General features: G+C 64.9%; 22 protein-coding genes. 6 read left to right on the top strand and 16 right to left on the bottom strand.

Annotated elements, in window-relative coordinates; translation table 11 throughout:
* Positions 1–92 precede the first annotated feature (92 nt).
* From ACZXDY_RS31565 to ACZXDY_RS31555, 3 genes are all read right to left on the bottom strand, one after another.
* Positions 93–1,511 carry a TolC family outer membrane protein gene (locus tag ACZXDY_RS31565; protein WP_028166193.1) on the bottom strand — a complete coding sequence of 473 codons (1,419 nt, stop codon included), beginning with the start codon at positions 1,509–1,511 and terminating at the stop codon, positions 93–95.
* Positions 1,512–1,674: 163 nt separating this feature from the next.
* Positions 1,675–2,454, bottom strand: coding sequence for an enoyl-CoA hydratase (locus ACZXDY_RS31560; protein ID WP_130229382.1), 780 nt, complete (start codon positions 2,452–2,454; stop codon positions 1,675–1,677).
* A 115-nt stretch (positions 2,455–2,569) separates the two neighbouring features.
* Positions 2,570–3,253, bottom strand: coding sequence for a hypothetical protein (locus tag ACZXDY_RS31555; RefSeq protein ID WP_464348194.1), 684 nt, complete (start codon positions 3,251–3,253; stop codon positions 2,570–2,572).
* A gap of 367 nt (positions 3,254–3,620) precedes the next feature.
* On the opposite strand from ACZXDY_RS31555, the gene ACZXDY_RS31550 reads away from it, so the two are divergent.
* Positions 3,621–4,166, top strand: coding sequence for a sigma-70 family RNA polymerase sigma factor (locus ACZXDY_RS31550; protein WP_130229381.1), 546 nt, complete (start codon positions 3,621–3,623; stop codon positions 4,164–4,166).
* Between the two features lie 2 nt (positions 4,167–4,168).
* Positions 4,169–4,807: an NrsF family protein gene (locus tag ACZXDY_RS31545; RefSeq protein ID WP_464348193.1), complete on the top strand. Its 639-nt coding sequence runs from the start codon at positions 4,169–4,171 to the stop codon at positions 4,805–4,807.
* A gap of 112 nt (positions 4,808–4,919) precedes the next feature.
* Here the strand turns inward: ACZXDY_RS31545 and ACZXDY_RS31540 are convergent, their stop codons facing one another.
* Positions 4,920–6,026: a DUF2336 domain-containing protein gene (locus tag ACZXDY_RS31540; protein WP_028166188.1), complete on the bottom strand. Its 1,107-nt coding sequence runs from the start codon at positions 6,024–6,026 to the stop codon at positions 4,920–4,922.
* 75 nt (positions 6,027–6,101) lie between these two features.
* Positions 6,102–7,250, bottom strand: a complete 1,149-nt coding sequence (locus tag ACZXDY_RS31535) for a GGDEF domain-containing protein (RefSeq protein WP_464348192.1) — start codon at positions 7,248–7,250, stop codon at positions 6,102–6,104.
* A 424-nt stretch (positions 7,251–7,674) separates the two neighbouring features.
* On the opposite strand from ACZXDY_RS31535, the gene ACZXDY_RS31530 reads away from it, so the two are divergent.
* From ACZXDY_RS31530 to ACZXDY_RS31515, 4 genes are all read left to right on the top strand, one after another.
* Complete coding sequence (locus ACZXDY_RS31530) at positions 7,675–8,244, top strand: sigma-70 family RNA polymerase sigma factor (RefSeq protein ID WP_028166186.1); 570 nt, start codon at positions 7,675–7,677, stop codon at positions 8,242–8,244.
* Entirely contained in the window at positions 8,241–8,966 is a 726-nt protein-coding gene (locus tag ACZXDY_RS31525) for a hypothetical protein (RefSeq protein WP_028166185.1), read from the top strand. The genes ACZXDY_RS31530 and ACZXDY_RS31525 overlap by 4 nt, the downstream gene beginning before the upstream one ends.
* Before the next feature lie 81 nt (positions 8,967–9,047).
* Positions 9,048–10,688 (top strand): S8 family serine peptidase, encoded by a 1,641-nt coding sequence (locus tag ACZXDY_RS31520; RefSeq protein ID WP_464348202.1) that lies wholly within the window; start codon positions 9,048–9,050, stop codon positions 10,686–10,688.
* 445 nt (positions 10,689–11,133) lie between these two features.
* On the top strand, positions 11,134–11,592 hold the full coding sequence (locus ACZXDY_RS31515; RefSeq protein WP_464348191.1) for a TIGR03809 family protein: 459 nt from the start codon (positions 11,134–11,136) through the stop codon (positions 11,590–11,592).
* Positions 11,593–11,601: 9 nt separating this feature from the next.
* Here the strand turns inward: ACZXDY_RS31515 and ACZXDY_RS31510 are convergent, their stop codons facing one another.
* The 11 genes from ACZXDY_RS31510 to folP all read right to left on the bottom strand — a co-directional run bounded on the left by ACZXDY_RS31510 (position 11,602) and on the right by folP (position 22,469).
* Complete coding sequence (locus ACZXDY_RS31510) at positions 11,602–12,972, bottom strand: TIGR03808 family TAT-translocated repetitive protein (RefSeq protein ID WP_464348190.1); 1,371 nt, start codon at positions 12,970–12,972, stop codon at positions 11,602–11,604.
* 226 nt (positions 12,973–13,198) lie between these two features.
* A complete protein-coding gene (locus tag ACZXDY_RS31505; RefSeq protein ID WP_464348189.1) occupies positions 13,199–13,861 on the bottom strand; it encodes a pyroglutamyl-peptidase I in 663 nt (220 codons plus the stop codon).
* Complete coding sequence (gene meaB / locus ACZXDY_RS31500; RefSeq protein WP_464348188.1) at positions 13,858–14,844, bottom strand: methylmalonyl Co-A mutase-associated GTPase MeaB; 987 nt, start codon at positions 14,842–14,844, stop codon at positions 13,858–13,860. The genes ACZXDY_RS31505 and meaB overlap by 4 nt, the downstream gene beginning before the upstream one ends.
* Positions 14,841–15,602, bottom strand: coding sequence for an RsiV family protein (locus ACZXDY_RS31495; protein WP_464348201.1), 762 nt, complete (start codon positions 15,600–15,602; stop codon positions 14,841–14,843). Before ACZXDY_RS31495 ends, meaB begins: the two co-directional genes overlap by 4 nt.
* A 74-nt stretch (positions 15,603–15,676) precedes the next feature.
* The gene (scpA, locus tag ACZXDY_RS31490; RefSeq protein WP_028166178.1) at positions 15,677–17,833 is read right to left on the bottom strand and encodes a methylmalonyl-CoA mutase; all 2,157 of its coding nucleotides are present in this window, start codon (positions 17,831–17,833) and stop codon (positions 15,677–15,679) included.
* Positions 17,833–18,270, bottom strand: a complete 438-nt coding sequence (locus ACZXDY_RS31485; protein ID WP_464348187.1) for a hypothetical protein — start codon at positions 18,268–18,270, stop codon at positions 17,833–17,835. Before ACZXDY_RS31485 ends, scpA begins: the two co-directional genes overlap by 1 nt.
* A complete protein-coding gene (locus ACZXDY_RS31480) occupies positions 18,263–18,727 on the bottom strand; it encodes a GFA family protein (RefSeq protein WP_456642982.1) in 465 nt (154 codons plus the stop codon). The genes ACZXDY_RS31485 and ACZXDY_RS31480 overlap by 8 nt, the downstream gene beginning before the upstream one ends.
* A gap of 2 nt (positions 18,728–18,729) precedes the next feature.
* The gene (locus tag ACZXDY_RS31475) at positions 18,730–20,595 is read right to left on the bottom strand and encodes a methylmalonyl-CoA mutase family protein (RefSeq protein WP_464348186.1); all 1,866 of its coding nucleotides are present in this window, start codon (positions 20,593–20,595) and stop codon (positions 18,730–18,732) included.
* Between the two features lie 179 nt (positions 20,596–20,774).
* Positions 20,775–21,263 carry a 2-amino-4-hydroxy-6-hydroxymethyldihydropteridine diphosphokinase gene (folK, locus tag ACZXDY_RS31470; protein ID WP_464348185.1) on the bottom strand — a complete coding sequence of 163 codons (489 nt, stop codon included), beginning with the start codon at positions 21,261–21,263 and terminating at the stop codon, positions 20,775–20,777.
* The gene (gene folB, locus ACZXDY_RS31465; protein ID WP_464348184.1) at positions 21,256–21,636 is read right to left on the bottom strand and encodes a dihydroneopterin aldolase; all 381 of its coding nucleotides are present in this window, start codon (positions 21,634–21,636) and stop codon (positions 21,256–21,258) included. Before folB ends, folK begins: the two co-directional genes overlap by 8 nt.
* Positions 21,633–22,469: a dihydropteroate synthase gene (gene folP, locus ACZXDY_RS31460; protein ID WP_464348183.1), complete on the bottom strand. Its 837-nt coding sequence runs from the start codon at positions 22,467–22,469 to the stop codon at positions 21,633–21,635. The genes folB and folP overlap by 4 nt, the downstream gene beginning before the upstream one ends.
* Positions 22,470–22,536: the final 67 nt, after the last annotated feature.

The following is a 22,536-nucleotide window of genomic DNA, read 5'->3' as shown; positions in this document are numbered from 1 at the left end:
GGCGCTTGCTGCGCCCCAGCGTTATCAGCCGCCGGTTGAGCGAGGTTACAGGGCGAATGTGCGGGCGGGAAGGCGGTGATGCCTATGCCGGATCACTGTCCGGACGGCGTGCGCAGCCCGTGCCAGGCGTCGCGCACCTGATGGTAATGCACCTCCGGCAGGTAATCGGGCGTATTGAGATTGAGGTTCTTGACGTCGAGCCGGCCGATGGCGCTGAGCAGGCTGTAGGAGGCGATCACGCGGTCGCGCAGTGCGCCGATCAGCCGGGCTCTGGCCGAGATCAAATCCTGTTGCGCATTGAGCACGTCGACGGTGGTGCGCTGGCCGCCTGCCGCCTCGCGCTGCACGCCCTGCAGCGCAACGTTCGCGGCACGGACTTCGGACTCGGAAGCGGAGACCGCCGTCTTGGCGCCTTCGTTGGCGACCCAGGCGCTGATCGCAGCGGTCCGCGCCTGGTTACGAACCTGGTCGAGCACCAGCCGGCTCTGCGCTGCCACTTCCTTGGCCTGCCGGGTCTGGGACGCCGCCATGCCGCCGTCATAGATCGGCTGGTTCAACTGGCCGATGATGGAAGCCTGATCGGTTCCGAATGTGCCGAGCGTCGGGTCGGAGTCGCGGCTGCGGCTCACGCTGCCCTGCACCGTGACGTTCGGCATCAGACTGCTCTCGGCGACGCGGATCGTGGTCGAGGCGACGTCGACGTCGTAGCTTGCCGCCATCACCGCCGGGTGCTCTTTGAAGGCGAGCCCGATCGCGTCCTCGCGATTGCGCGGCAGCAGGCGGTCAGTGGTCTCGGCAGGCCGCAATTGCCCGGGCGCATTGCCGATGACCTGTGCGTAAGTCGCTTGGCTGATCGCGAGACTGATCTCGGCGGCGTTGAGGTCGGCAAGCCCGCGGTTCAGTCGCGCTTCGGCCTGCGCCGTGTCGGTCGGCGTGACATCGCCGGCATTGAGGCGCTTCTGCGTGATGGCTTGCGTTTCGCGCAGAAACGCGACGTTGGCGCGCTGCGCCTCGACCAAGGACTGGTTGGCGAGCACGTTGGTATAAGCGGTCACCGCGTCCAGCAGCACGCCCTGGCCGACATTGCGCAGCGCCTCGCGGCCGGACTGCACCTGCAGTTCCGCCACCCGCACGCTGTTGGCGGTCTTGAAACCGTTGAACAGCGTCTGCGTCACCGTCAGGCCGATCTGCCACGGCTTCAGGTTCGCGGTCTGAACGACGTTATTTGGCAAGAGGTCGCGCACCGCCTGCAAACCGGCGGAGAGGGTTGCTGCGATCTGCGGTCGATAGCCGGTCAGTGCCTGCGGCACGTTCTCGTCGGTCGCCCGCTGCCGCGCCCGCTCGGCATTCAGCGCCGGATTGGTCTGGTAGGCTTTGGCGAGTGCTTCAGGGAGGCTCTCCGCATGGACCGCCGAGGCGGCGAAATCGACACAAAGCATCACGCCAAGGCAAATGCCCGTCTGAAGCAAACGCCTTCTCACGTCGCTAACTCTAGCGGCACGTCCAACCATAATAACCCGCAAACCACCCCGACTGTCCGCCCCCGTCGACTGGGTCACATCTACTGTTTAGGGGATGGTCTCGCTACTGACAAACGGTCGCGCGACATCTGCACATCAAATCAGCGCTTGTCTGTTGCCGGTTCGTCACAGACGGTGACGACAGTGATTTAACTTACCTGTTCTTATTCACAGGCTGTCGCTTCTCGATGAAGGCGGCCATGCCTTCGGAACGGTCTTCGAGCGCGAAGGTCGAGTGGAACAGGTTGCGCTCGACGTTGAGTCCTTCGGACAGCGTGGTCTCGAAGGCGCGGTTGACGGCTTCCTTGGCCATCGCCGCTGCCGGGCGCGACATCGATGCGATCTTTTCAGCGGCGGTGAGTGCTTCGTCCATCAGCCTGTCGGCGGGCACGACGCGGCTGACGAGGCCGGAGCGTTCGGCCTCGGCGGCATCCATCATCCGTCCGGTGAGGCAGAGATCCATCGCCTTCGACTTGCCGATCGCACGCGTCAGCCGCTGCGTGCCGCCGATTCCGGGGATCGTGCCGAGCGTGATCTCGGGCTGGCCGAACTTCGCGGTGTCGGCAGCGATGATGATGTCGCACATCATGGCAAGCTCACAGCCGCCGCCAAGAGCATATCCCGCCACCGCCGCAATCGTCGGCTTGCGGCATCTGGCGACGCGGTCGCCGCCGACAGCGGCGAAGTCGCTGGTGAACATGTCGATGAAGCCTTTCGGCTGCATCTCCTTGATGTCGGCGCCGGCGGCAAAGGCCTTCTCGCTGCCGGTGAGGACGATGCATCCGATGGCGTCGTCCGCCTCGAGGTCGTCGACTGCGGCTGCGATCTCGCGGAAGACGCCGAAGGACAGCGCGTTGAGCATTTTGGGACGGTTCAGCTTGATGATGCCGACCGCGCCCTTGCTCTCGACAATGATGTGTTCAAACGTCGACATGATCCACCCCGTTCTCCTGATCTGGCGGCAATGTGCCCGCTGACAGGGTGGGCTTCAAGTGGGCTCCCGGACGCGGTGTGGCGCTATTTGCGCCGCGCGTCCGGGCAAGGGGACGTCAGGCCATGAACATGCGGGCGGCAGACGCCATGGTCAGCAACGCGCCCGCGGCGATGAAGATCTTGCCGATCAGGGAAGTCCGGTCCCAGGTCGTGTCGTCGGCGCTGGCGACCGGCGCCGCCGTCGGCGCCTGGGCGGTCGTCATCGCGACCGCCGGGGCGGGCTGCTGCGGCTGTGGCTGCGCGGCGGGCTGATTCTGCTGCTGGCTCTCCGGCATCGCGCGATCGACTTCGTTGAGCTGGTCGGAGGCGACGACGTCGGCATCACCGGGCGCCTTTGCCTCGTCGGGCTTATCGGATGCGGCGAGCAGCGTGTTGGCCTTCGCCGACATCGCACTCGCATTATCGGCAGGAACGTTGGGGGTCAGTTCGGCCTTGGCATTGGCGACCAATGCCGGAAGCGACACGGCTGCGGCGTCGGCGGTCTCGGCGCTATCCGGTTTCTTGGCCTCGGACGACTTGGATTCGGAGGACTTGGAAGCGGACGATTTCGACTCGGTCTTGGCCGACGTGTCGCGCTTTGCGTGACGCGTACTCTGTTTCTTAACACTTGCCGCACTATCGGACTCCGAGGTAGTCGTGCCGCCCGAACCTGCCGCCTCGACCGGGGACGGCGCGGCGACGCATGCAAACAGCCCTGCGGCCACAAGCACCGCCAGAAGCCCGCTGGCTTTGGTGATCATCTGACAATCTCCCCATTTGCCCGCCCCTGAGGGGCGAATGAGACCCCGAGGCGTGTCCGCAGCGGGGCAGAAAAAGGGAATCTTCGGGTTTTGCCGGGCCAAAACGGGGCGGCACTGTTGCGCCAAAACGGCTGCTTTCGGGCACGGCGTCGATTTTCCTCCAGGTAAAATTCTGCGCTCACGCCCCGACCGGTGCGAGCTCCAGCAATCGATGTTAAGAGCGCTGCGGATCTCGAACCGCCCGCTCGACTTGCGCTGGTCCGGATTTGAGATTCTGTCGCCCGGGCGCTGTTTCACGATTTTGTGATCAGTTCGCTGCCGGTGTAACAAATTGAAGGATCGACCGAATTGCGTTGTGGGAGCGCACGTGCGCGAGCGTGAGGACGAATGGACCGGCCTGATGCGGTCGGCCATTTCAGGCGACAGCACGGCGTATCATCGCCTCCTGAAGGCGATCACGCCGGTCCTGCGGGCGGCCGCGCGCCGCGGTTTGGCGCGCGCGGGCCAACCGATCGATCAATCCGAGGATATCGTGCAAGACATTCTGCTGGCGGTGCATTCGAAGCGACACACGTGGGACGTAAACGCCCCGTTTGCGCCCTGGCTGTTCGCAATTGCCCGCAACAAGCTGATCGATGCGCTGCGACGCCGGGGCAAGCGGGTGTTCGTCAACATCGACGATTTTGCCGAGACCTTGCCCGGCGAGGCGCAGGAGGAGAAGGCCTCCGCGAGCGAAATCGCTGCGCATCTGAACGCATTGCCGGCGCGGCAGCGCGAGGTGCTGCAGTCCATCGCCGTCGACAGCGCTTCGATCAAGGATACGGCAGCAAAATTCTCGATGAGCGAGGGCGCCGTGCGGGTGGCGTTGCATCGCGGGCTCGCCAATCTGACGGCGAAACTGCGGGAGAGTTGAACATGGAGACCGATCAGCTCATTCGCACGATCGCCGCCGACAACACCCAGCGCGCACAGCCGGTGGGTTTTGTCCTGATGCTGGCGTTGCTCGCCGCCGCACCGGTCTCGCTGCTGATGTTCTTCACCGAGCTCGGCGTCAGGCCCGATGTCATGACCGCGATGCACAACCCGTTCTTCGATCTGAAGTTCGCGGTGACGCTGGCGCTCGCCGCTTCCGCGATCGCCGTCAGTCTGCATCTATCGCGGCCCGAGGCTTCGCTGCGTGGCTTTGGCTGGTGGCTGCTGGTTCCGGCCGGGCTGCTCGTGGCCGGTATCAGCGGCGAGATGATGATGCCGCAGCGCGCGCCGATGATGACGCGACTGGTCGGCAACAATTCGCGGGCATGCCTGATCTCGATTCCCTTGCTGTCGCTGCCGCTGCTCGCGGCCGCTTTGTTCGGCCTGCGCCATGGCGCGCCGGCGCGCCCGGCAGTCGCCGGCGCGATCGCGGGCCTGCTGGCAGCGGGACTTGCGGCCACGCTTTACGCATCGCATTGCGCCGATGATTCACCGCTGTTCGTGGCGACCTGGTACACGATCGGGACCACGCTGGTCGCCGCCATCGGCGCCCTGATCGGCTCGAAGGTGCTTCGATATTGATTGCGGTCCCTCCACGTCGTCATTGCGAGCGCAGGGAAGCAATCCATCTCTCCACTTGCGGAGGCATGGATTGCTTCGTCGCTATCGCTCCTCGCAATGACGAGTGTGAAGGCTATGCCGCGGGCGCGGACTGCTGCATGCGGTGGAAGCGCAAGACCTGCTGGGCGGTCGATGGCCGGAGCCGTTCGTAGGTCTCCATGCAGGCCAGGAGATCCGTCGGCTCGCCGCCTGACAATTCGTCGCGCAGGTTGATGATCGAGCGCACGGTCGACCACGAGAAGCCTGCGACCTTGGCCAGGATCATCACGCCTTCGGCGCGGGTTTCGATCATCATGTTCTCGGCAACGGCCAGACTCACATTGGCAAGAGCTGCAATCGAGGCATTGGTCTCGTCGAACTTGCCGGCGTCGGCAAACGCTGCCACCTGGAATTCGTCGAGGCGGCCATCCTCATACAGCGACTTCACCAGCGCATGGGCGATCGCCGTGTCGCGCGTGACCGCCGCGGGCGCGGAGCGAGCGCGCCGCGTCGCCTCGCGCACCGCGCTCGGCACCTCCTTGGCCTGCTGCGGGTTGGCGGCTTCGAGCCGGTGCCGCACCGTGTCCGATGCCTTCGCCAGCAGTTTCAGATAGAGATGCCGGGGCATGCTCGGGCGGAGCCCGATGCAGGTCGCAAGGTCGTCATCGCCTTCGGCGCGGCTGATCAGCCGCGTGAAGCCGCGTTCGGTGAATTCGGCGCCGGGATTGTTGACGGTGCTCTGGATCACCTCGTCGTTACCGCGCAACACCAGCACGTCAGTGACGGCACCGCTCAGCGTCTTGCGCGCCGCGATCGCCATCAGATGCGCCTGGCTCTTGTTGCGCGCGGTTTCGATCAGGGTGTTATCGTCGAGCCGGCTCGATTGCGTCAGCACGGGACCGGCGACCTCGATCATGTCGTCGAAGGCAAGCGTCCGGACGGTCAACGGCGGGGCAGTATCGATCGGCGCCAGCCGGTTGGACAATAGCGCCTTCGCCGAGGTTTCGATGTGAAGCAGCAGGCACTGGAACACATCGTCGAACAGCGCGATCTGCTGGTCCGAATAGTCCACCGCGCCGTTGATGAAGAGATCGGTCACGCGGCGCAGGGTCTCGACCCGGCGCGCCACCGTTCCATGCGCGAGCGTTGCCTGCAACTCGTCAAGCAAGTTCTCGGGGGCGATTGCGGGTTTCAAATTCATGACTGTGACTCTGTCCTGGAGTATTGGCGATGCCACCGCGTCGGATTCTCCGACGGTGGAAGCGAATTCGTTTGGTCATGCACTGGCGATGCGATTGCGTCCTCGTGCCTTGGCCGCGTAAAGCGCGCTGTCGGCGCGCGCGAGAAATGTGTCCGGGCCCTCGTTGGGCCGCAGCGTTGCAATGCCGGCGGAAATCGTCACCTGCATGCCCGGCGAGAACGCGCTCCAGTCGAGCTCGGCGATGATGACCCGCAGCCGCTCCAGCGCGCGCGTGGCGCCATCTTCGTTCAACTCGGGCAGTATCAGCAGGAACTCTTCGCCGCCGTAGCGGCCGAAGCGGTCGATGCTGCGGATGTTGGCGAACATGGAGATCGCGAAGGTTCTCAGCACTTCGTCGCCGATCGGATGGCCATAGACGTCGTTGACGCGCTTGAACCAGTCGAGGTCGATCAGTGCGACAGAGCAGGGTGCGCCGGTGCGCTCGGAGCGGACGATCTCCTCGTCCAGTGTCCGCATGATGCTGCGCCGGTTGAATGCGCCGGTCAGCTCGTCAAGCTCGGCGAGCTCCTCGATGCGCTTGTAGGCTTCCTTCAGCTTCTGCCCGTTCTGGTACAGCGATTGCTGCATCGAGCTGGAGAGGATGCCCAAGAACATGCAGCGCCCGATGGTGAGCGCAAAGACCAGCACGGTGGCGAGCCGCTCCAGGGTGCTGCCATGCGGCATCGAGATCGGCTTGTCGGTCAGAAGGAACAGTGCGGCGAGGCCGAGCACCGTCACGGTCCAGATCAGGGCGGTCTGTCGCGCCGAGGTCCTGAGCGCGCCGAAGCCGAACACCACGAACAGGTTGCACAGGAACAGCACGCCGACTTGCGGCGCGATGTAGGTGAATGCGAGCTGGTTCGCCATGTGGAGGGCCGACTGCGGCGCGACCAGATAGTGATCCTTGAAGCGGTCGTGGAAGCCGAGTTCGGAAAGCAGCACGTAGACGGCGCACAAGCCCAAGCCGCAAAGCGCGTAGGCCATGCCCAACACCATCGGGATCGTGCCGGCGCTCGCATAGACCAGGAGCACGAGGGCGTCGAGAACATAGCAGACGCCGACCATCGCCTGGATCTGACGCCGACGTCTGGCGCGGCGCAACAGCTTCGTGGCAGCCAGCCGTGAGCGGCGGCCATTCAATCCGCCCGCAACCGGGTTCAGAAATGAGGACGCTGCGATGCCCATGCGCTCGCCATCGAGAGGAAAACTCGCAAAATCTACGGGGAAAAGCCTTTAGGTTTGGTATCTTTCGATCCCGAATCCGGTCCGTAGACTCCCGCCATCTCCCTTGTTTTCGCAGGGGAAAATCGGGGAACCTTGACCAGGCAATCGCGGCGGACGAGTGCCGGGCTCGACGGGTGGGAATTGGCGGGAGGACTGCCTTATGTGCCGACTCTTGCTAAGGTTGCGAGCAGTCGACACGGTCTTGGGGAGGCTTTGCCCTACCATGATACCTATCCGGGGGCGAGGGAGTGCGGAATTCACACGGAATTCGGGGGTTGTGGGATAGTTCACACATGCGTTCCGCACATTGCGGTAATGTGAAGAATTCTGCTCTCTCCATCGAACCAGCCCCCACCCCCTCTCGACCAATCTTGCGAGACGGCCATTGAGCGCGACACAGGCGGCTTCAGACGAGGTTCTGATCGCCCGGATCGCTCAAGGCGACCGGCTCGCCATGCAGGTGCTGTACGGGCGGCACCACGTCAGAGTGTACCGTTTCGGACTCCGGCTTGTGCGGGACGAACAGGTCGCGGAAGACCTCATCAGCGAGGTATTTCTCGATGTCTGGCGCCAGGCCGGCAAATTCGAAGGACGATCTGCCGTCTCAACCTGGCTGTTGGCGATCACCCGGTTCAAGGCCCTGTCTGCGCTGCGGCGCAGGAAGGACGCTGAACTGGACGAGGACGCCGCGAACGCGATCGAGGATGCGTCCGACGATCCGGAAGTGGCGGTGCAGAAGAAGGATACGGGTGAAGCGTTGCGCAAGTGTCTAACGGCACTTTCGCTGGAGCACCGGGAGATTGTCGATCTGGTCTACTACCACGAGAAGTCCGTGGAGGAAGTCGCCGAGATCGTCGGTATTCCGGAGAACACCGTGAAGACGCGCCTGTTCTATGCGCGGAAGAAATTGGCCGAACTGCTCAAGGCAGCCGGCATAGAGCGAGGTTGGCCATGATGGCGGCGAGAAGGAAGATGCTGGAAGAGCCCAGCGACGTCGAATTGCTGCTGCCTTGGCATGCCACGGGCACGTTGAACGCGCGCGATGCGCGACGTGTCGAGGAGGCGCTGGCCAGCGATGCGGAACTCGCCGGGCAATATGCCGTGATCCGCGAGGAATTTGCCGAGACCATCCGCCTCAACGAGAGTTTGGGCGCGCCGTCGATGCGCGCCATGCAGAAACTGTTCGCCGAGATCGACCAGGAGCCGGTGCGTACACGGCCGACTTCGGTGAGCCTTTCCAGGCGAATCTCGCAGTTCTTTGCAAGCCTGTCGCCGCGGACGCTGGCGTGGTCGGCGGGCGTTGGTGCGGTCGTGCTGCTGCTGCAGGCCGGCGTGATTGGCGCGGTGCTGATGATGAAGAGCCAGGGCAGTTCGTTCCAGACGGCGTCGCTCACGCTCGAGCAGCGGGCGGCTGCGCCGGAGTCCGCCGCTCCGATCACCCGCAACCTCGGTGTGACGAGCCCGCCGCGCGCGCTAGTTCGTTTCGCGCCGGACGCCCGCATTTCCGACATCACGGCGCTTCTCGACAATTACCAGGCCTCGATCATTGGCGGGGCCCGCGACGGCATGTTCCGGATCCAGTTCGGCAACAGCGCGATGAGCAAGACCGACGTCGCCGCGCTGCTCGGCAGGCTGCAGAAGGAAAAGATCGTCAGCCTCGCGGTGGAGACGCCGTAAGGCGCAAGCGGTCATAGATTTTCCCACGACGCGCTAGCGCGAGATGCCATGACCCGTGAACGCTCGAAATGGCGGATCGAGATGGCGTTGGTGCTGATTTCGGCGCTGTTCATCGGTTCCACAGGTCCGGCCGCGGCGCAGAGCATCATGCGCACGCCGGAAATCCGCGTCGCCCCACGGCTGCCGAGCGTCAGCACGAATGTCAGGCCGCGGGTCAATACTAATATCGGCGGGGCGGCGGTTGCGCGGACCCCCTCGCGGATCAGCGTCACCACCATGCCCCGCATTGCTGTGCAGTCGACGCTGCCCTCTGCGCGCTATTCGCCCAACCTCCACCGCGCCTGCGACGCTGCCTATCGCGGTAGCGACGGCGAGTGCCTCGACCGTCCCGTCGCCTCCACTGCGGATGGCGGCAGTGGCGGCAAGGCGGCCGGCAGGAAGGCCAAGGGCGGATCGCGCAACAACGCGCCGCGAACCGCGGTTGATTTCCGCGCGGTGCCCAACGAACTCGTGGCCGAAATCGATGGTGCGCTGACCGACGCGCAGATCGAGGAGCTGGCGCGGCGTCATGGTCTGGCGCGGGCGGAGATACGGAACGTCCCGCTGCTCGGCTCCACCATCGGCCTGTTCCGCATCACCGATCGCCGCTCGGTGGATGTGGTGCGCCGGGCGATGGCCGCCGACGGCCGCATACGCTCGGTGCAACCCAACTTCCGCTACCTGCTGCAGGACCAGAACACGGCAGCGACCGAGGGCGATCCGGCGCAATACGCGCTGGCGCAGCTTCGCCTGCCGCAGGCGCACACGCTGGTTCGCGGCATGAACGTGACCATTGCGGTGATCGATTCCGGCATCGATGCCAGCCATCCGGAACTGGCGAATACGGTTGCCGACACATTCGATGCGATCGGCAGCAATGAAGAGCCGCATGCGCACGGCACCGGCATCGCCGGGGCGATCGCCGCCCATGCCAGGCTGACGGGAAGCGCGCCGGAGGTGCGCATTCTCGCGATCCGCGCGTTCGGCGCGACCGCGAACGGGGCGCAGAGCTCGTCCTATGTGATCCTGAAGGGACTGGATCATGCGGCGCTGCACGGCGCGCAGATCATCAATATGAGCTTTGCCGGCCCCAAGGATCCGCTGATCGAGCGGGCGGTCGCCGCGAGTGCAGCGCGCGGCATCGTGCTGGTCGCAGCCGCCGGTAATGCCGGGGCGAAATCGGCGCCGCTCTATCCCGCCGCGAACCCGAACGTGATCGCGGTCAGCGGCACCGATGCGCAGGAGAAACTGTTCTCCGCCTCGAACCGGGGCAACTACATCGCGCTCGCCGCGCCCGGCGCCGATATCTTCCTGCCGGCGCCGGATGGCAAATACCAGATCACCTCGGGCACGTCGTTTTCCGCCGCCTTCGTCAGCGGCATTGCGGCCCTGGTGCTGGAGCGCAATCCTGCGCTGAAACCGAACGAGGTGCGCTCGATCCTGACCGGGACGGCGCGCGATCTCGGCGTCCCCGGACGTGACGATCTGTTTGGGGCAGGGCAAGCCGATGCATTCGCGGCGGTGTCCGCCGTCGCGCCAGTTCCGCTCGCCTCTGGCAAGCACGCACCGGCTGCGCCCGCACAGGATAACACTTCTGTGAGCCGGGCGATGGAACAGTCGGCACCGGCCATGGCCGCGGACAAATCGGCCGAAAATGACGTGAAAAGCCCCGCTGCGCAGTGAAATTTCCGCGCTCTCGGGCCGCAGGCGGTCGCCTGGGAAGGTTAAAAAAATCGAAGAGGGATTTTGAACGTCGGGCAGCGTGTCGCGACCAATAATTGTGGGAGCGATCCATTCCTCCCCATCAGCTATATCAGGCGCGAGCGCCCATCCACCCCAAGCGCCCATATGGCTTGACCCGTCCGGTTGTCCCCCCGGACGGGTCTTCATTTTGTGGACAGCGTGGACAACGCTTTCTCGTTGCGCCGACAGTCATGCAGGCGTCGCGTCGACCGTCTAAGAGCCGCAAACCCAATAATCCAGTATTCCTGCGGACTTCTCTGCGTGCCCCGAGTCGTTTACGAAAAGGTGTTAGACTTTCTTTACCTTTTCCACAGAATATCCCAATCATATTTTGATTCGGTTCGGTTGCGTCCTGCGTCCGTTTCTCTCCTTACGGGCTGTCTTAATGACAAATCGAACTGACGCGGCCAGAGGCCGCGAGATCGTGGCGCGCTGGTGCGCGCTGGCGGAAGCACGGCTGGAACACCTCACCGAACTGTTCGAATCCGGGCGATGGCGCCGCTATCACAGCGAGGTGTCCTTCCTGGAGAACGTCCAGGAGGCCAAGCAGGCGGTCGAGACTTGGCGCGACCTGTTGCGGCGGGAGGCCTCGCTGGACAATTCGCCGATCGACATCTCCTGGCTCGGCCGTGGCCACGTGACGCCGCTGCCGACCCCGGTGCGGTTGCAGCAGCGACCGGTCGAACGGCCGGCGCCAGTGGCGCCGCCGGAGCCGCCGATCGAGATTGTTGCGCTCATTCAGGCCGTGGAAGAGGAGGCGCCGGCACCGAAAGAAGCGCCGCTGCCGCTGCTCGATCTCGCCGCCATCCAGGCGCGCTATCCGCTGCTGCGCAACACGCTCTAGAAGTTATCTTTATCTCCGCACCGCGTTGCCGCCGAGCACGAGCTGCGCATATTGCTGCGCGCCGGCAACCGACAGGTCCGTCGTGATGACCCGCGCATGGTCGAGCCCGACCACGGCGCCGCGCGGCGTTTCCGAGATCATGTTGTTGTGGACCAGCGCGATCCCGGCGCCCGGTACCACCGAGACGCCGATGCCGGCGAACGCCTTGCGGATCACGTTGCCGGTAATGGCGACGTCGCGCAGATATTTGCCCCAGCCGGCAACGATGCCGAAGGAGGGCGCGTTCTCGATCACATTGCCGGTGACTGCGGTATCCGCCTCGACATAGATGCCGATACCGGCATCATCGTCCGGCGCGGTCCCGATCGGCCGCTTCGGGATCAGGTTGCGGATGATGTTGCCCTGGACCGCCGCGATGCGGCCGCCCTCATTGAAATTGCACACGGAGACACCGACGGCGGCGCCGTCGACCGTGTTGTTGGCGATGACGGCGCCCTCGAACGAGAATTCCGAATAGAGCGCGACCTCGCGGACATCGCTGACGCTGTTGTCTGATATATGGATGTTCGACGCCGAATTGCCGCGCACGGCGGAATAATCGCAGTTCCTGACGCGATTGCCGCGCACGATCACATTGCCGGCACGGAAGGCGTTGATGGCGTTGCCATACTGGCCGGAGCCGCCGGGCCCGGCCTTGATGTCCTCGATGCGGTTGTCCGCGACGATCGTGCCGTCGTCGCCGATGGCGGTACGCAGGATCTCGATGCCGTTGTCGTTGGTGCCCGAGATCGTGTTGCGCGCCACCATCAGGCCCAGCGCGTCGAACGACACGATGGCGGTGGTCGCAATGTCGGTGAAGATGTTGCCGCTCACGTCGCCCGACACCTGCTCGAACCAGATGCCGTTGCCGCCGCTGCCTTTGATCTCGCATCCGGTGATGCGGACATCGCGCGCCGTGACGCAATGCACGAGGCCGCGCCGCGGCGGCAGCGGCACATTGCCGCCGTCCAGCGTGAGGCCGGAGAGGCCCATGCCGTCGGCGCCTTCACCAAGAAACATCGACGGCCCGCCGTTGAAGACGAGTTTGGTCGCGCCGCGCACGCCAATGAGCTGCGAGCCGCGCTGCAGGCGGAGCAGGCCGGTGCGATAGACTCCGGGCGGCAGCGCCAGCGGCGCTTGCGCGCGTGCGGCCTCGTCGATCGCGCGCTGCAGGACTTTGGTCTGGTCGTCGGGACTGCCGGGGCGGACGCCATATTGCGTGGCGTCGCGGCCGAGCGCGCAGGTGAGCGGCGCCGCGCGCGCAGCGTCCGCCGGCAGCGCCAGCGCGCCGGCGGCGCCCGCTGCGGAAACCCCGATGAGATGGCGGCGGTTGACGTTCATGATGCACGGTCCTCGCGACGCAAGTCGTAGCGCAGAACTGTAGCCTGGCAGGGTGAGCGCGAGGGGATGTGGACGCGATTGTTGCTGCTAGGGTTAATCCGCGGTGGCGAAAACCGCTGTCGTCCCGGCCTTGAGCCGGGACCCATAACCCCGACTATCGGCTGTTACGCTCGATTGGAGCGGCGTCCTTTTCCTATAACCCGCGCCTGTGGTTATGGGCCCCGGGTCAAGCCCGGGACGACGGAATAATCGGCCGCCGCGCCAGCTTCACCGTTTCCATCAGCAGCGCCTCGCCGGCATCGACGAGGTCTTCCAGCGTGATGCGCTCGGCTCCCTTGCGCAGCGATGTGCCATGGCGCGGGATCAGCGGCACATGCACGAATGCGGCGAGCCGCAGGCCGTCGGTCTTCTCCACGGCTTCGATCGCACGCCAGCTTAGGTAGTTGCAGAGATAGCTGCCGGCGTCGCGAGAGGCGCGCGCGTCGATGCCGGTCGCGAGCGCGGCGCGCAGCAGTCTTGCGGTATGCGATCCGAACATTGTCGCGTCGGCGCCGTCGACGATCGAACCCTTGCGCGCACGGCGGCGGCCGGCATCGGCGACCAGCGTGGTGACGGCATTGCGGACGCGGGTCTCGATCCGTAAGTGCGCGGTGCGGCTGGCAAGCCCGAACATCAGAAGCGCCCGCGGACGGACGCGCGCGATCAGCTCCGGCAATTCACGATCGACGGCGTCGTACGTCACCCTGAAGATGTGGCTCGTCAGCCTGACATCATCGAAGGCGGGACGGCGAAGCTCCGTCAGCCGCTTCACCAGCGGCATGGTCGGATTGAACGGCGCTCCGGGAAACGGACCGAAGCCGGTGATAAGGACGGAGAGCTTTTCGGTCATCGCAACAGTTCCGCGATCTGCTCGGCCGCCACGGCCGGCGAGATGCGGCCGTCAGCAACCTCGGCCTCCGTCTTCTTCACCTTGGCGCGGATCGCGGGGTCGGAGCGCAGGCGCGCCATGATCCGCTGCTCCAGCATCGACCACATCCATTTCACCTGCTGCTCGCGCCGTCGCGCCGCGAACTCGCTGGAGGCGTTCATCGCGGTGCGATGCTCGACGATCTTCTGCCAGAGCTTGTCGATGCCCGCGCCGGTCAAGGCCGAATAGGTTTCGACCGGCGGGTGCCAGTGTTGCGAACGCGGTGCCAAGATATGCAGCGCGCTGCGATAGTCGGCTGCCGCGACATTGGCGCGCTTGAGATTGTCGCCGTCGGCCTTGTTGATCGCGATCATGTCGGCGAGCTCGACCAGGCCCTTCTTGATGCCCTGCAATTCGTCGCCGGCGCCGGGCAGCATCAGCGCAAGGAAGAAATCGGTCATGTCGGAGACCGCCGTCTCGGACTGGCCGATGCCGACGGTTTCCACCAGCACCACATCAAAGCCGGCGGCTTCGCAGAGCAGCATCGCCTCGCGCGTTTTCGCCGCGACGCCGCCGAGCGTGCCGGAGGAAGGCGAGGGGCGGATATAGGCCTGCTCGGACGCCGAGAGCCGCGCCATCCGCGTCTTGTCGCCAAGGATCGAACCGCCGGTGCGCGCTGAGGACGGATCAACCGCCAGCACCGCGACCTTGTGCCCGTGCTCGATCAGGTACATGCCGAGCGCATCGATCGTGGTCGACTTGCCGACCCCGGGCGAGCCGGTGATGCCGACACGGAAAGCCTTGCCGGTGTCCGCGAGCAGCGCCTGCACCAGATCGCGCGTCGCCGCCTGGTGATCAGCGCGACGGCTTTCAATCAGCGTGATCGCACGCGCCAGCGCCGCGCGGTTGCCGGCGCGCAGGTCATGGGCGAGGGCGTTGATGTCGAGCGCTTTGGTGCCGCTCATTGCTGATCGTCTTCATCGGCTTTGGGCCGCGATCCGCTGAAAATCCTGGTGCCGTCCGGTGACAGATATGGTTTCAGCGTCTCCCAGGGCACGAAGGCGACATACTGGCCCTCGGCGTAGGGACCGACGGCATAGGGCGGATAGTGGAATGTCAGGCCGGAGCTCTTGCCGGATTCAGTGGAAGGCGCCAGCGTCACTGCTCCGATCTTGAGCAGTGTCGGCTTCACTTCCTTGTACCACTCGGCGGTCGCCGTCTCGCCGGCGCCGCGCTTCTTCTTCTCGGCATTCAGCGAGGCGATGACTGCATCCAAGATCGCCGTCATGGTCGGCCCGTTGTCGGCGGTCTCCTTGAAGAAGGGGTGGATGCTGATGCGCTTCTTGTCGGCGGAATCCCACAGGATCGTGTTGACGTCCGAATTCGGATGCGCGCCTTGGGTATTGATGTAGTCGTTGCGAAGGACGCTGACGTAGCGGCCACTGACCACCGAGCGCACATTGTACTTGCGCTCGAAGGTCCAACCACCACGATCGAACAGTCGGGGATCCTGCTTCCGCGCCGATGCGGCCTCGGCCGAGCTCTTGTCGACCCACTTCCTGCCTTCGGCAAGGCAGTCCGCTGCCAGCGCGGGATCGGCCTTGATCTTGTCGTCCAGATAGACGGTGGCTTCGACACTTCTGTTCTTGACCAAAGCGTCTGGCTTGGGGTCGGCAGCGAGGGCCGGAGCGCTCGCGCAGGCGAGCGCGCCGATCAGGCCTATCCGGCGAACAAGCGTGACGAGTGCAGCAGCGCGCACGGGATTTCCTTCAGGGCAATGTGAGTTGAGGGGGCGGGCTACTCCGCCGCCTCGCTATGGCCGAGCCGGGCGTTGAGCTTGTGGATCAGTTCTTCGGCGGCGTCGGAGATCACGGTGCCCGGCGGGAAGATCGCTTCCGCGCCCGCCTGGTACAGCGCCTCGTAATCCTGCGGCGGCACCACGCCGCCGATGATGATCATGATGTCCTCGCGGCCGTATTTCTTCAGCGCGGCCTTCAGTTCCGGCACCGCGGTCAGATGCGCGGCGGCGAGCGAGGAGACGCCGAGGATGTGCACGTCGTTTTCCACCGCCTGCCGGGCGGCTTCGTCAGCGGTGGCAAACAGCGGCCCGATATCGACGTCGAAGCCGATATCGGCAAAGGCCGATGCGATCACCTTCTGGCCGCGATCGTGGCCGTCCTGGCCGATCTTCGCCACCAGGATGCGGGGCCGGCGGCCCTCGGCCTCCTCGAAGGCGTCGATCAGCGCCTGCACCTTCTCGACCCGGTTGGACATGGCGGCTGCCTCCCGCTTGTAGACGCCGGTGATGGACTTGATCTCGGCGCGGTGGCGGCCGAACACCTTTTCCATGGCGTCCGAAATCTCGCCGACGGTCGCCTTGGCGCGCGCCGCGTCGATGGCGAGCGCCAGCAGATTGCCGTTGCCTTCGGAGGCCGAACGGCTCAGCGCCGCCAGCGCCTGTTCGACGTCCTTCTGATTGCGCTCCTGCCGCAGCCGCTTCAGCTTGTCGATCTGCAGTCGCCGCACGTTGGTATTGTCGACCTTCAGGACGTCGATCGGCGCCTCGTTCTCCGGCTTGTACTTGTTGACACCGATCACCGCCTGCTTGCCGGCATCGATCCGCGCCTGGGTCTTGGCCGAAGCTTCCTCGATGCGCAGCTTCGGCACGCCGGCTTCGATCGCTTTCGCCATGCCGCCGAGCTCTTCGACTTCCTGGATATGGCCCCAGGCTTTGGCGGCGAGATCGCGGGTCAGCCGCTCGACATAGTAGGAGCCGCCCCAGGGATCGATGATCCGGTTGGTGCCGCTTTCCTGCTGCAGGAAGAGCTGGGTGTTGCGCGCGATGCGGGCGGAGAAGTCGGTCGGCAGCGCCAGCGCTTCATCGAGCGCGTTGGTGTGCAGCGACTGGGTGTGCCCTTGCGTTGCCGCCATCGCCTCGATGGTTGTGCGCATCACATTGTTGAAGACGTCCTGCGCGGTCAGCGACCAGCCCGAGGTCTGGCAATGCGTGCGCAATGAGAGCGAGCGCGGGTCCTTCGGGTTGAACGGCTTGAGCAGCTTGGCCCACAGCAGGCGCGCGGCGCGCATCTTGGCGACTTCCATGAAGAAGTTCATGCCGATCGCCCAGAAGAACGACAGCCGCGGCGCGAAGCGGTCGACATCGAGACCGGCGGCAAGGCCGGCGCGCAGATACTCGACACCGTCGGCGAGCGTATAGGCGAGTTCGAGGTCCTGCGTCGCGCCGGCCTCCTGCATGTGATAGCCGGAGATCGAGATCGAGTTGAACTTCGGCATCCGCTGCGAGGTGAAAGCGAAGATGTCGGAGATGATCCGCATCGAGGGCGACGGAGGGTAGATGTAGGTGTTGCGCACCATGAACTCTTTCAGAATGTCGTTCTGAATGGTGCCCGACAGTTTCTCCGGCGGCACGCCCTGTTCCTCGGCGGCCACCACGAACAGCGCGAGGATCGGCAGCACCGCGCCGTTCATGGTCATCGACACGCTCATCTGGTCGAGCGGGATGCCTGCGAACAGCGTGCGCATGTCGTAGATAGAGTCGATCGCAACGCCGGCCATACCGACGTCGCCGGAGACGCGCGGATGATCGGAGTCGTAGCCGCGGTGGGTGGCGAGATCGAACGCCACCGAGAGGCCTTTCTGCCCCGCAGCAAGGTTGCGGCGATAGAAGGCGTTGGAATCTTCTGCCGTGGAGAAGCCGGCATATTGCCTGATGGTCCAGGGCTGGTTGACATACATGGTCGGGTAGGGGCCGCGCAGATACGGTGCGACGCCCGGCCAGGTCTCGAGGAAGTCGATGCCGGCGAGATCTGCCTCGCTGTAGGCCGGCTTCACCGGGATGCCTTCGGGCGTCAGCCATGGTTCGACCGAGCCAGTGGGCGGTGCGCCGGCGGTAGGCGCAAACGCGACATCGGCGAAGTTCGGAATACGGCTCATCAATGGCGTTCCTTCAATTTCGTTATTTGTGCCTCACAGTCCAGGAGACGCTGACGAGCTTCGGGCGCTCCGGGAGTGGCAAGTTGCGGCGGAAACGTTCCGACGAACCCTAAGAGGTCTCCGACCCGCATAGAGGTACCGAACACGCTGAACTTCAAAGGCAAAATGTACGCCGCCAGAGCCAGCAACACTACCGAGAAAACAACAAACGAAAGGGAGATCTGACCTGCCAGAACTCCCGCGACGACCAAAGCCCCAATTCCGCCGGCGATCCCAACGAGGACGAAGCGAACCCAGAGCGGCGGTTGTGGAAAGGCGAAGACTGGACGCTCGACGACCGGACGCTCGTGGTAGGCAATCATGGATCGCAACCGATCGCGCTCCGCTTCGAGTTCGGCAAGCTCGTCTGGGTAAGCCACCGACTTCACCTCAATCATGGTCGGGATGCTGATGGCTGACGATCGTCGCCATCTTCTCCGGCCCGTAATTCTGTTGCGTGGTCTGGCTCGGCAGGTTCGCGATGCCGACCACCCAGCCGAGGCGGGATTCGGTGCCGTATTGCCGGGTCGGCACCACCATGTCGGGCCGGTCGAAGGCGCCGGTCATGATCTCGATCCGGGGACCGTCGATGAGGTGGAAGCTCAAGGGGGTGCCGCAGGCGGGGCAGAAGTCGCGCTCGGCAATTGAAGAGGAACGGAACGACGCCGGCTTACCACGGGTCCAGGTGAAATCGGTCCGCTCGATATCGGCGAAGGAGGCAAACGGCGCGCCGGAGGCCTTCTGGCACATCCGGCAATGGCAGATGCTGATCCGCGTAGGTGCCGCCGTCACCGCAAAACGGATGGCACCGCATTGGCAGCCGCCGGTCAGAACGGGTTTTTGGCTCGACGTCATGCTCACTCCATCCGCCGATAGGCTTCCTGCAGCGTCGCCGGCGCGTCGCAGCCGGCAAAGACAAAATCGGTCACGCCGGACGCGCGCAGAGCGGCTTCCAGCTCCCCCGGCCGTCCAGCCAGATAGATATGCCTTGCGCCGGCGGCTTGAAGGGCCTTGGCAGCCGCAGCGGCCTGTTCCGCGTAGACCTTGTCCGAGGAACACAGACAGGCGATCGCGGTCCCCGACGCCTTGAAGGTGGCCGCGAGCGCCGCGGGATCGGAAAATCCCTCGCTGTCGAGCGCCTCGATGCCGCCCGTCTCGAAAAAGCTCTTCGCAAAGGTAGCGCGCGCGGTGAAGTCGGCGGGCGTGCCGAGATTGGCGAGGAAGATTTTTGGACGGGCCCCGCTCGACTTCAACTTTGCGTCGGATTTGTCGCGCAGAGCCTCGAAGGGGTCAGCGAGCCGCATCGGTGACAGCGCGTCGAACTTGAACTTGGCCTCACCATAAGCTGGTAGCACAACCGGCTTTGCTTCCAGCACCGTCGCATCGGCTTCGTGCAGGTTCGGAAACTCGCTGGCGCCGGTCAGCACGTCGCGACGCTTGGCGATGTTGGCCTCGCGCGCCGCGCGCGTCGCGGCGACCTTGCGCTGGATCAGGTTCTGTTGAAGCGCGGCAAAGATGCCGCCGGCTCTTTCGATTTCCTGGAACAACAACCAGGCCGCTTCGCAAAGCTCCTTCGTCAGCGTCTCGATGCCGCCGGAGCCCGCTGCCGGATCGGATACTTTTGCGAGATTGGACTCTTCCAAAAGAATGAGCTGCGTGTTGCGCGCAACGCGACGGGCAAAGTCGTCGGGCAGGCCGAGCGCCAGCGTGTGCGGCAGCACGGTGACGGCGTTGGCACCGCCAAGCCCCGCGGCGAACGTGGCCATGGTGGCGCGCAGCATGTTCACATAGGCATCGCGCTTCGTGAGCATCCGCCAGGCGCTGTCGGCGGCGATGAACAATGGCCGTGGCGTCAGTCCGCAGGCTTGCTCGATCCGAGCCCACAGGAGCCGCAGCGCGCGGAATTTCGCCAGCGTCAGGAACTGGTCGGCATCGGCGCTGAGCCGCGCATAGACCATGCCTTGGGCATCCTCGAGCGCGACACCGGCTTGTTCGAGGGCGCGCAGATAGGCGACCCCGCTTGCCAGCACGAAGGCGAGTTCCTGCACCTCCGATCCGCCGGCATCATGGATCACGCGCCCGTCGGCGGCGGCGAAAGGCCCCTTGAAGCCGAGCGCCACCAGGCCTTTGACGGCACCGGTCACCGCCGGCACGATCTCGCCCCAGTCATAGGGGCTAAAGCCCCACACCGCGCAGGCCGCCAGCGGATCGAGCCCGAAACGGATGTCGCAGTTGGCGGGATCAAATCCCCTGCGCTTCACATATTCCGCGACGTGGATCGCTGCCATCCGCGATTGCGGGCCAATCTGAAGATCAAGGGCGATGCCGGCGTCGAGGTAGATGCCGTCAAGCACCTTGTCGACGGCTTCCGCTGTCGGCTCGAGTCCGAAGCCATGGGCGCCGCTGCCGCCGGCGAAGGCCAGCGCGAGGCCGGTGGCGCCATTCTCGAGATCATGCAGCGCCTGCGCATTGGCGCGGCGCGGGTCGGGATCATCGATCCGCTGCATGATCTGCCAGGGCGCAGCCTGGCCGCGGCCGGCGATCGGGCTGGCATTGGTGGCGCGACGATAGATCGGCTCGATTTTGATCCCGTCATAGGTCTTGCCGACCAGTTTCTCGAACGGCGCGCCCTTCAGGACGCCGTCCACCAGCTTGCGCCAGTCCTCGTAAGTCGCCGGCGCGAAATCGGCCGCCAATCGCAGATCGTCAGTCGTGGTCGTCATCCGCCCTATCGTTCCTCAAGTCGTCCTCGCCATTTGGCCGGAAATTGCCACGCCGAAGCCGCCAAGCCAAACGCTGTTTTCAGTACCGCAATCCCGTAGCCCGGGTGAAGCGCAGCGCAACCCGGGACCGCCCATAGATGCAGACGCACACCCGGGTTGCGTGTTCCACCCAACCGGGACTACGGCTCCGGGAGCCGTACAATACCGTCGGTCGAAACCGCCGCCAGCGCATCTTTGATCGGCCGTCCCGCAATGACACGGTCGGGCGCGATCTCCGCCAGCGGCACCAGCACGAAGGCGCGCTCGAACAGACGAGGGTGCGGCAGCGTCAACTCCGGCCGGTCGATGCTGACATCGTCATAGGCGATCAGGTCGAGATCGAGCGTGCGCGGGCCGAAGCGGCGTTCGGGAGAGCGGTCGCGGCCGAACTTGGCCTCGACCTTCTGCAGACAGAATAATAGCGCGTGGGGATCGAGGCTGGTTTCAATCTCGATGCAGGCATTGACGAAGTCTGGCTGTTGCTCGTCGCCCCAGGGGCGCGTGGCATAATCCGCCGAGCGGGCCACCAGCGCGGCCTGCGTCATGCCGCAGATTTGGGGAATAGCCTTGTTGAACGTCGTGCGGACGTCGCCGAGATTGCCGCCCAATGCAATCAGCGCGCTAGCCATGCGCGGCTGATTGCCGCGTGCGCGTCAGCACCACGCCGACATCCTCGAAGATCGCGGCGATCGGCGCGTGCGGCTTGTGCACGGTGACCTTGACCGCGCTGATGCGAGGGAAGGTCGACAGCACCGCCTCCGCCACCGCGCCCGCGGCCCGCTCTAGGAGCTTGTAATTGGCATCCTTGAATGCCTCGGTTGCGGTCGCCACCACGTTTGAATAGGAGACGGTGTCGGCAAGCTTGTCGGTGCGCGAGGATTCGGAGAGGTCCACGGAGAGTTCAAGATCGATGACGAAGCGCTGCCCGACTTCGCTCTCGTGTTCCATCACGCCGTGACGGGCATGGATGAAGATGCCGGTGATGAAGATCGTATCGGTCATTGCTGCCCCCTGATCGCTGCCGCCACCCGTAATGCCTGCACCGTTTCCGCAACGTCGTGGGCGCGGATGATCTGCGCGCCGCCTTGCGCGGCGATGAGATGCGCCGCGATCGAGCCGCCGATGCGCCGGTCGGGCTCCGACGGCGTCACGGTGCTGATGAAGCGCTTGCGCGAGGCGCCGACGAGAAGCGGCAGGCCGAACGCGGAAAGCTCTGCAAGCCGCGCCAGCACCATCATGCTCTGCTGCGGCGTCTTGCCGAAGCCGATGCCGGGATCGAGCACGATCTGGTCCGTCGAAATGCCAGTCTTGGCGGCGATGTCGAGCGAACGGGCGAAGAAGGCCGAAACATCTTTCATGATGTCGATCGAGGGATCGGCGTTGTCGCGGTTATGCATGATGATGACGGGCACATGCCGCGCCGCGACCAGGGGCGCCATGCCGGCATCGCGCTGCAGGCCCCAGACATCGTTGGCGATGAGCGCGCCGTGATCGAGCGCCCAGGCCACGACGTCCGATTTCATGCTGTCGATCGATACGGGCACGCCGAGCGCGACGACATCCGCCAGTACGGGTTTAAGCCGCCGCAACTCGTCTTCGGCTGAGACCGGCTGGGAACCATAGGGGCGGGTGGATTCGGCGCCGATGTCGATGATATCAGCGCCATCGGCGACCATCTTGCGCGCCTGCGCCAGCGCCTGTTCGGGCGCGGCAAACCGGCCGCCGTCGGAAAAGGAATCCGGAGTGATGTTGAGCACGCCCATCACGGCCGGGTAGGGCCGGGATAGCAGCGCCGGCAGCACCGAAGTCCCGCCGGAATGGGCGTCCCTTTGCATCGCGGCAATCATGCCGGTCGATTTGCGCGTCCCGCACCGGCGAGTCAAGCCGGGAATAGCGAACAGG

Source organism: Bradyrhizobium sp. LeoB3, assembly GCF_055456055.1.
Note: the sequence above shows the minus strand (reverse complement) of the source record. Positions and strands in the feature narration are given on the sequence as shown.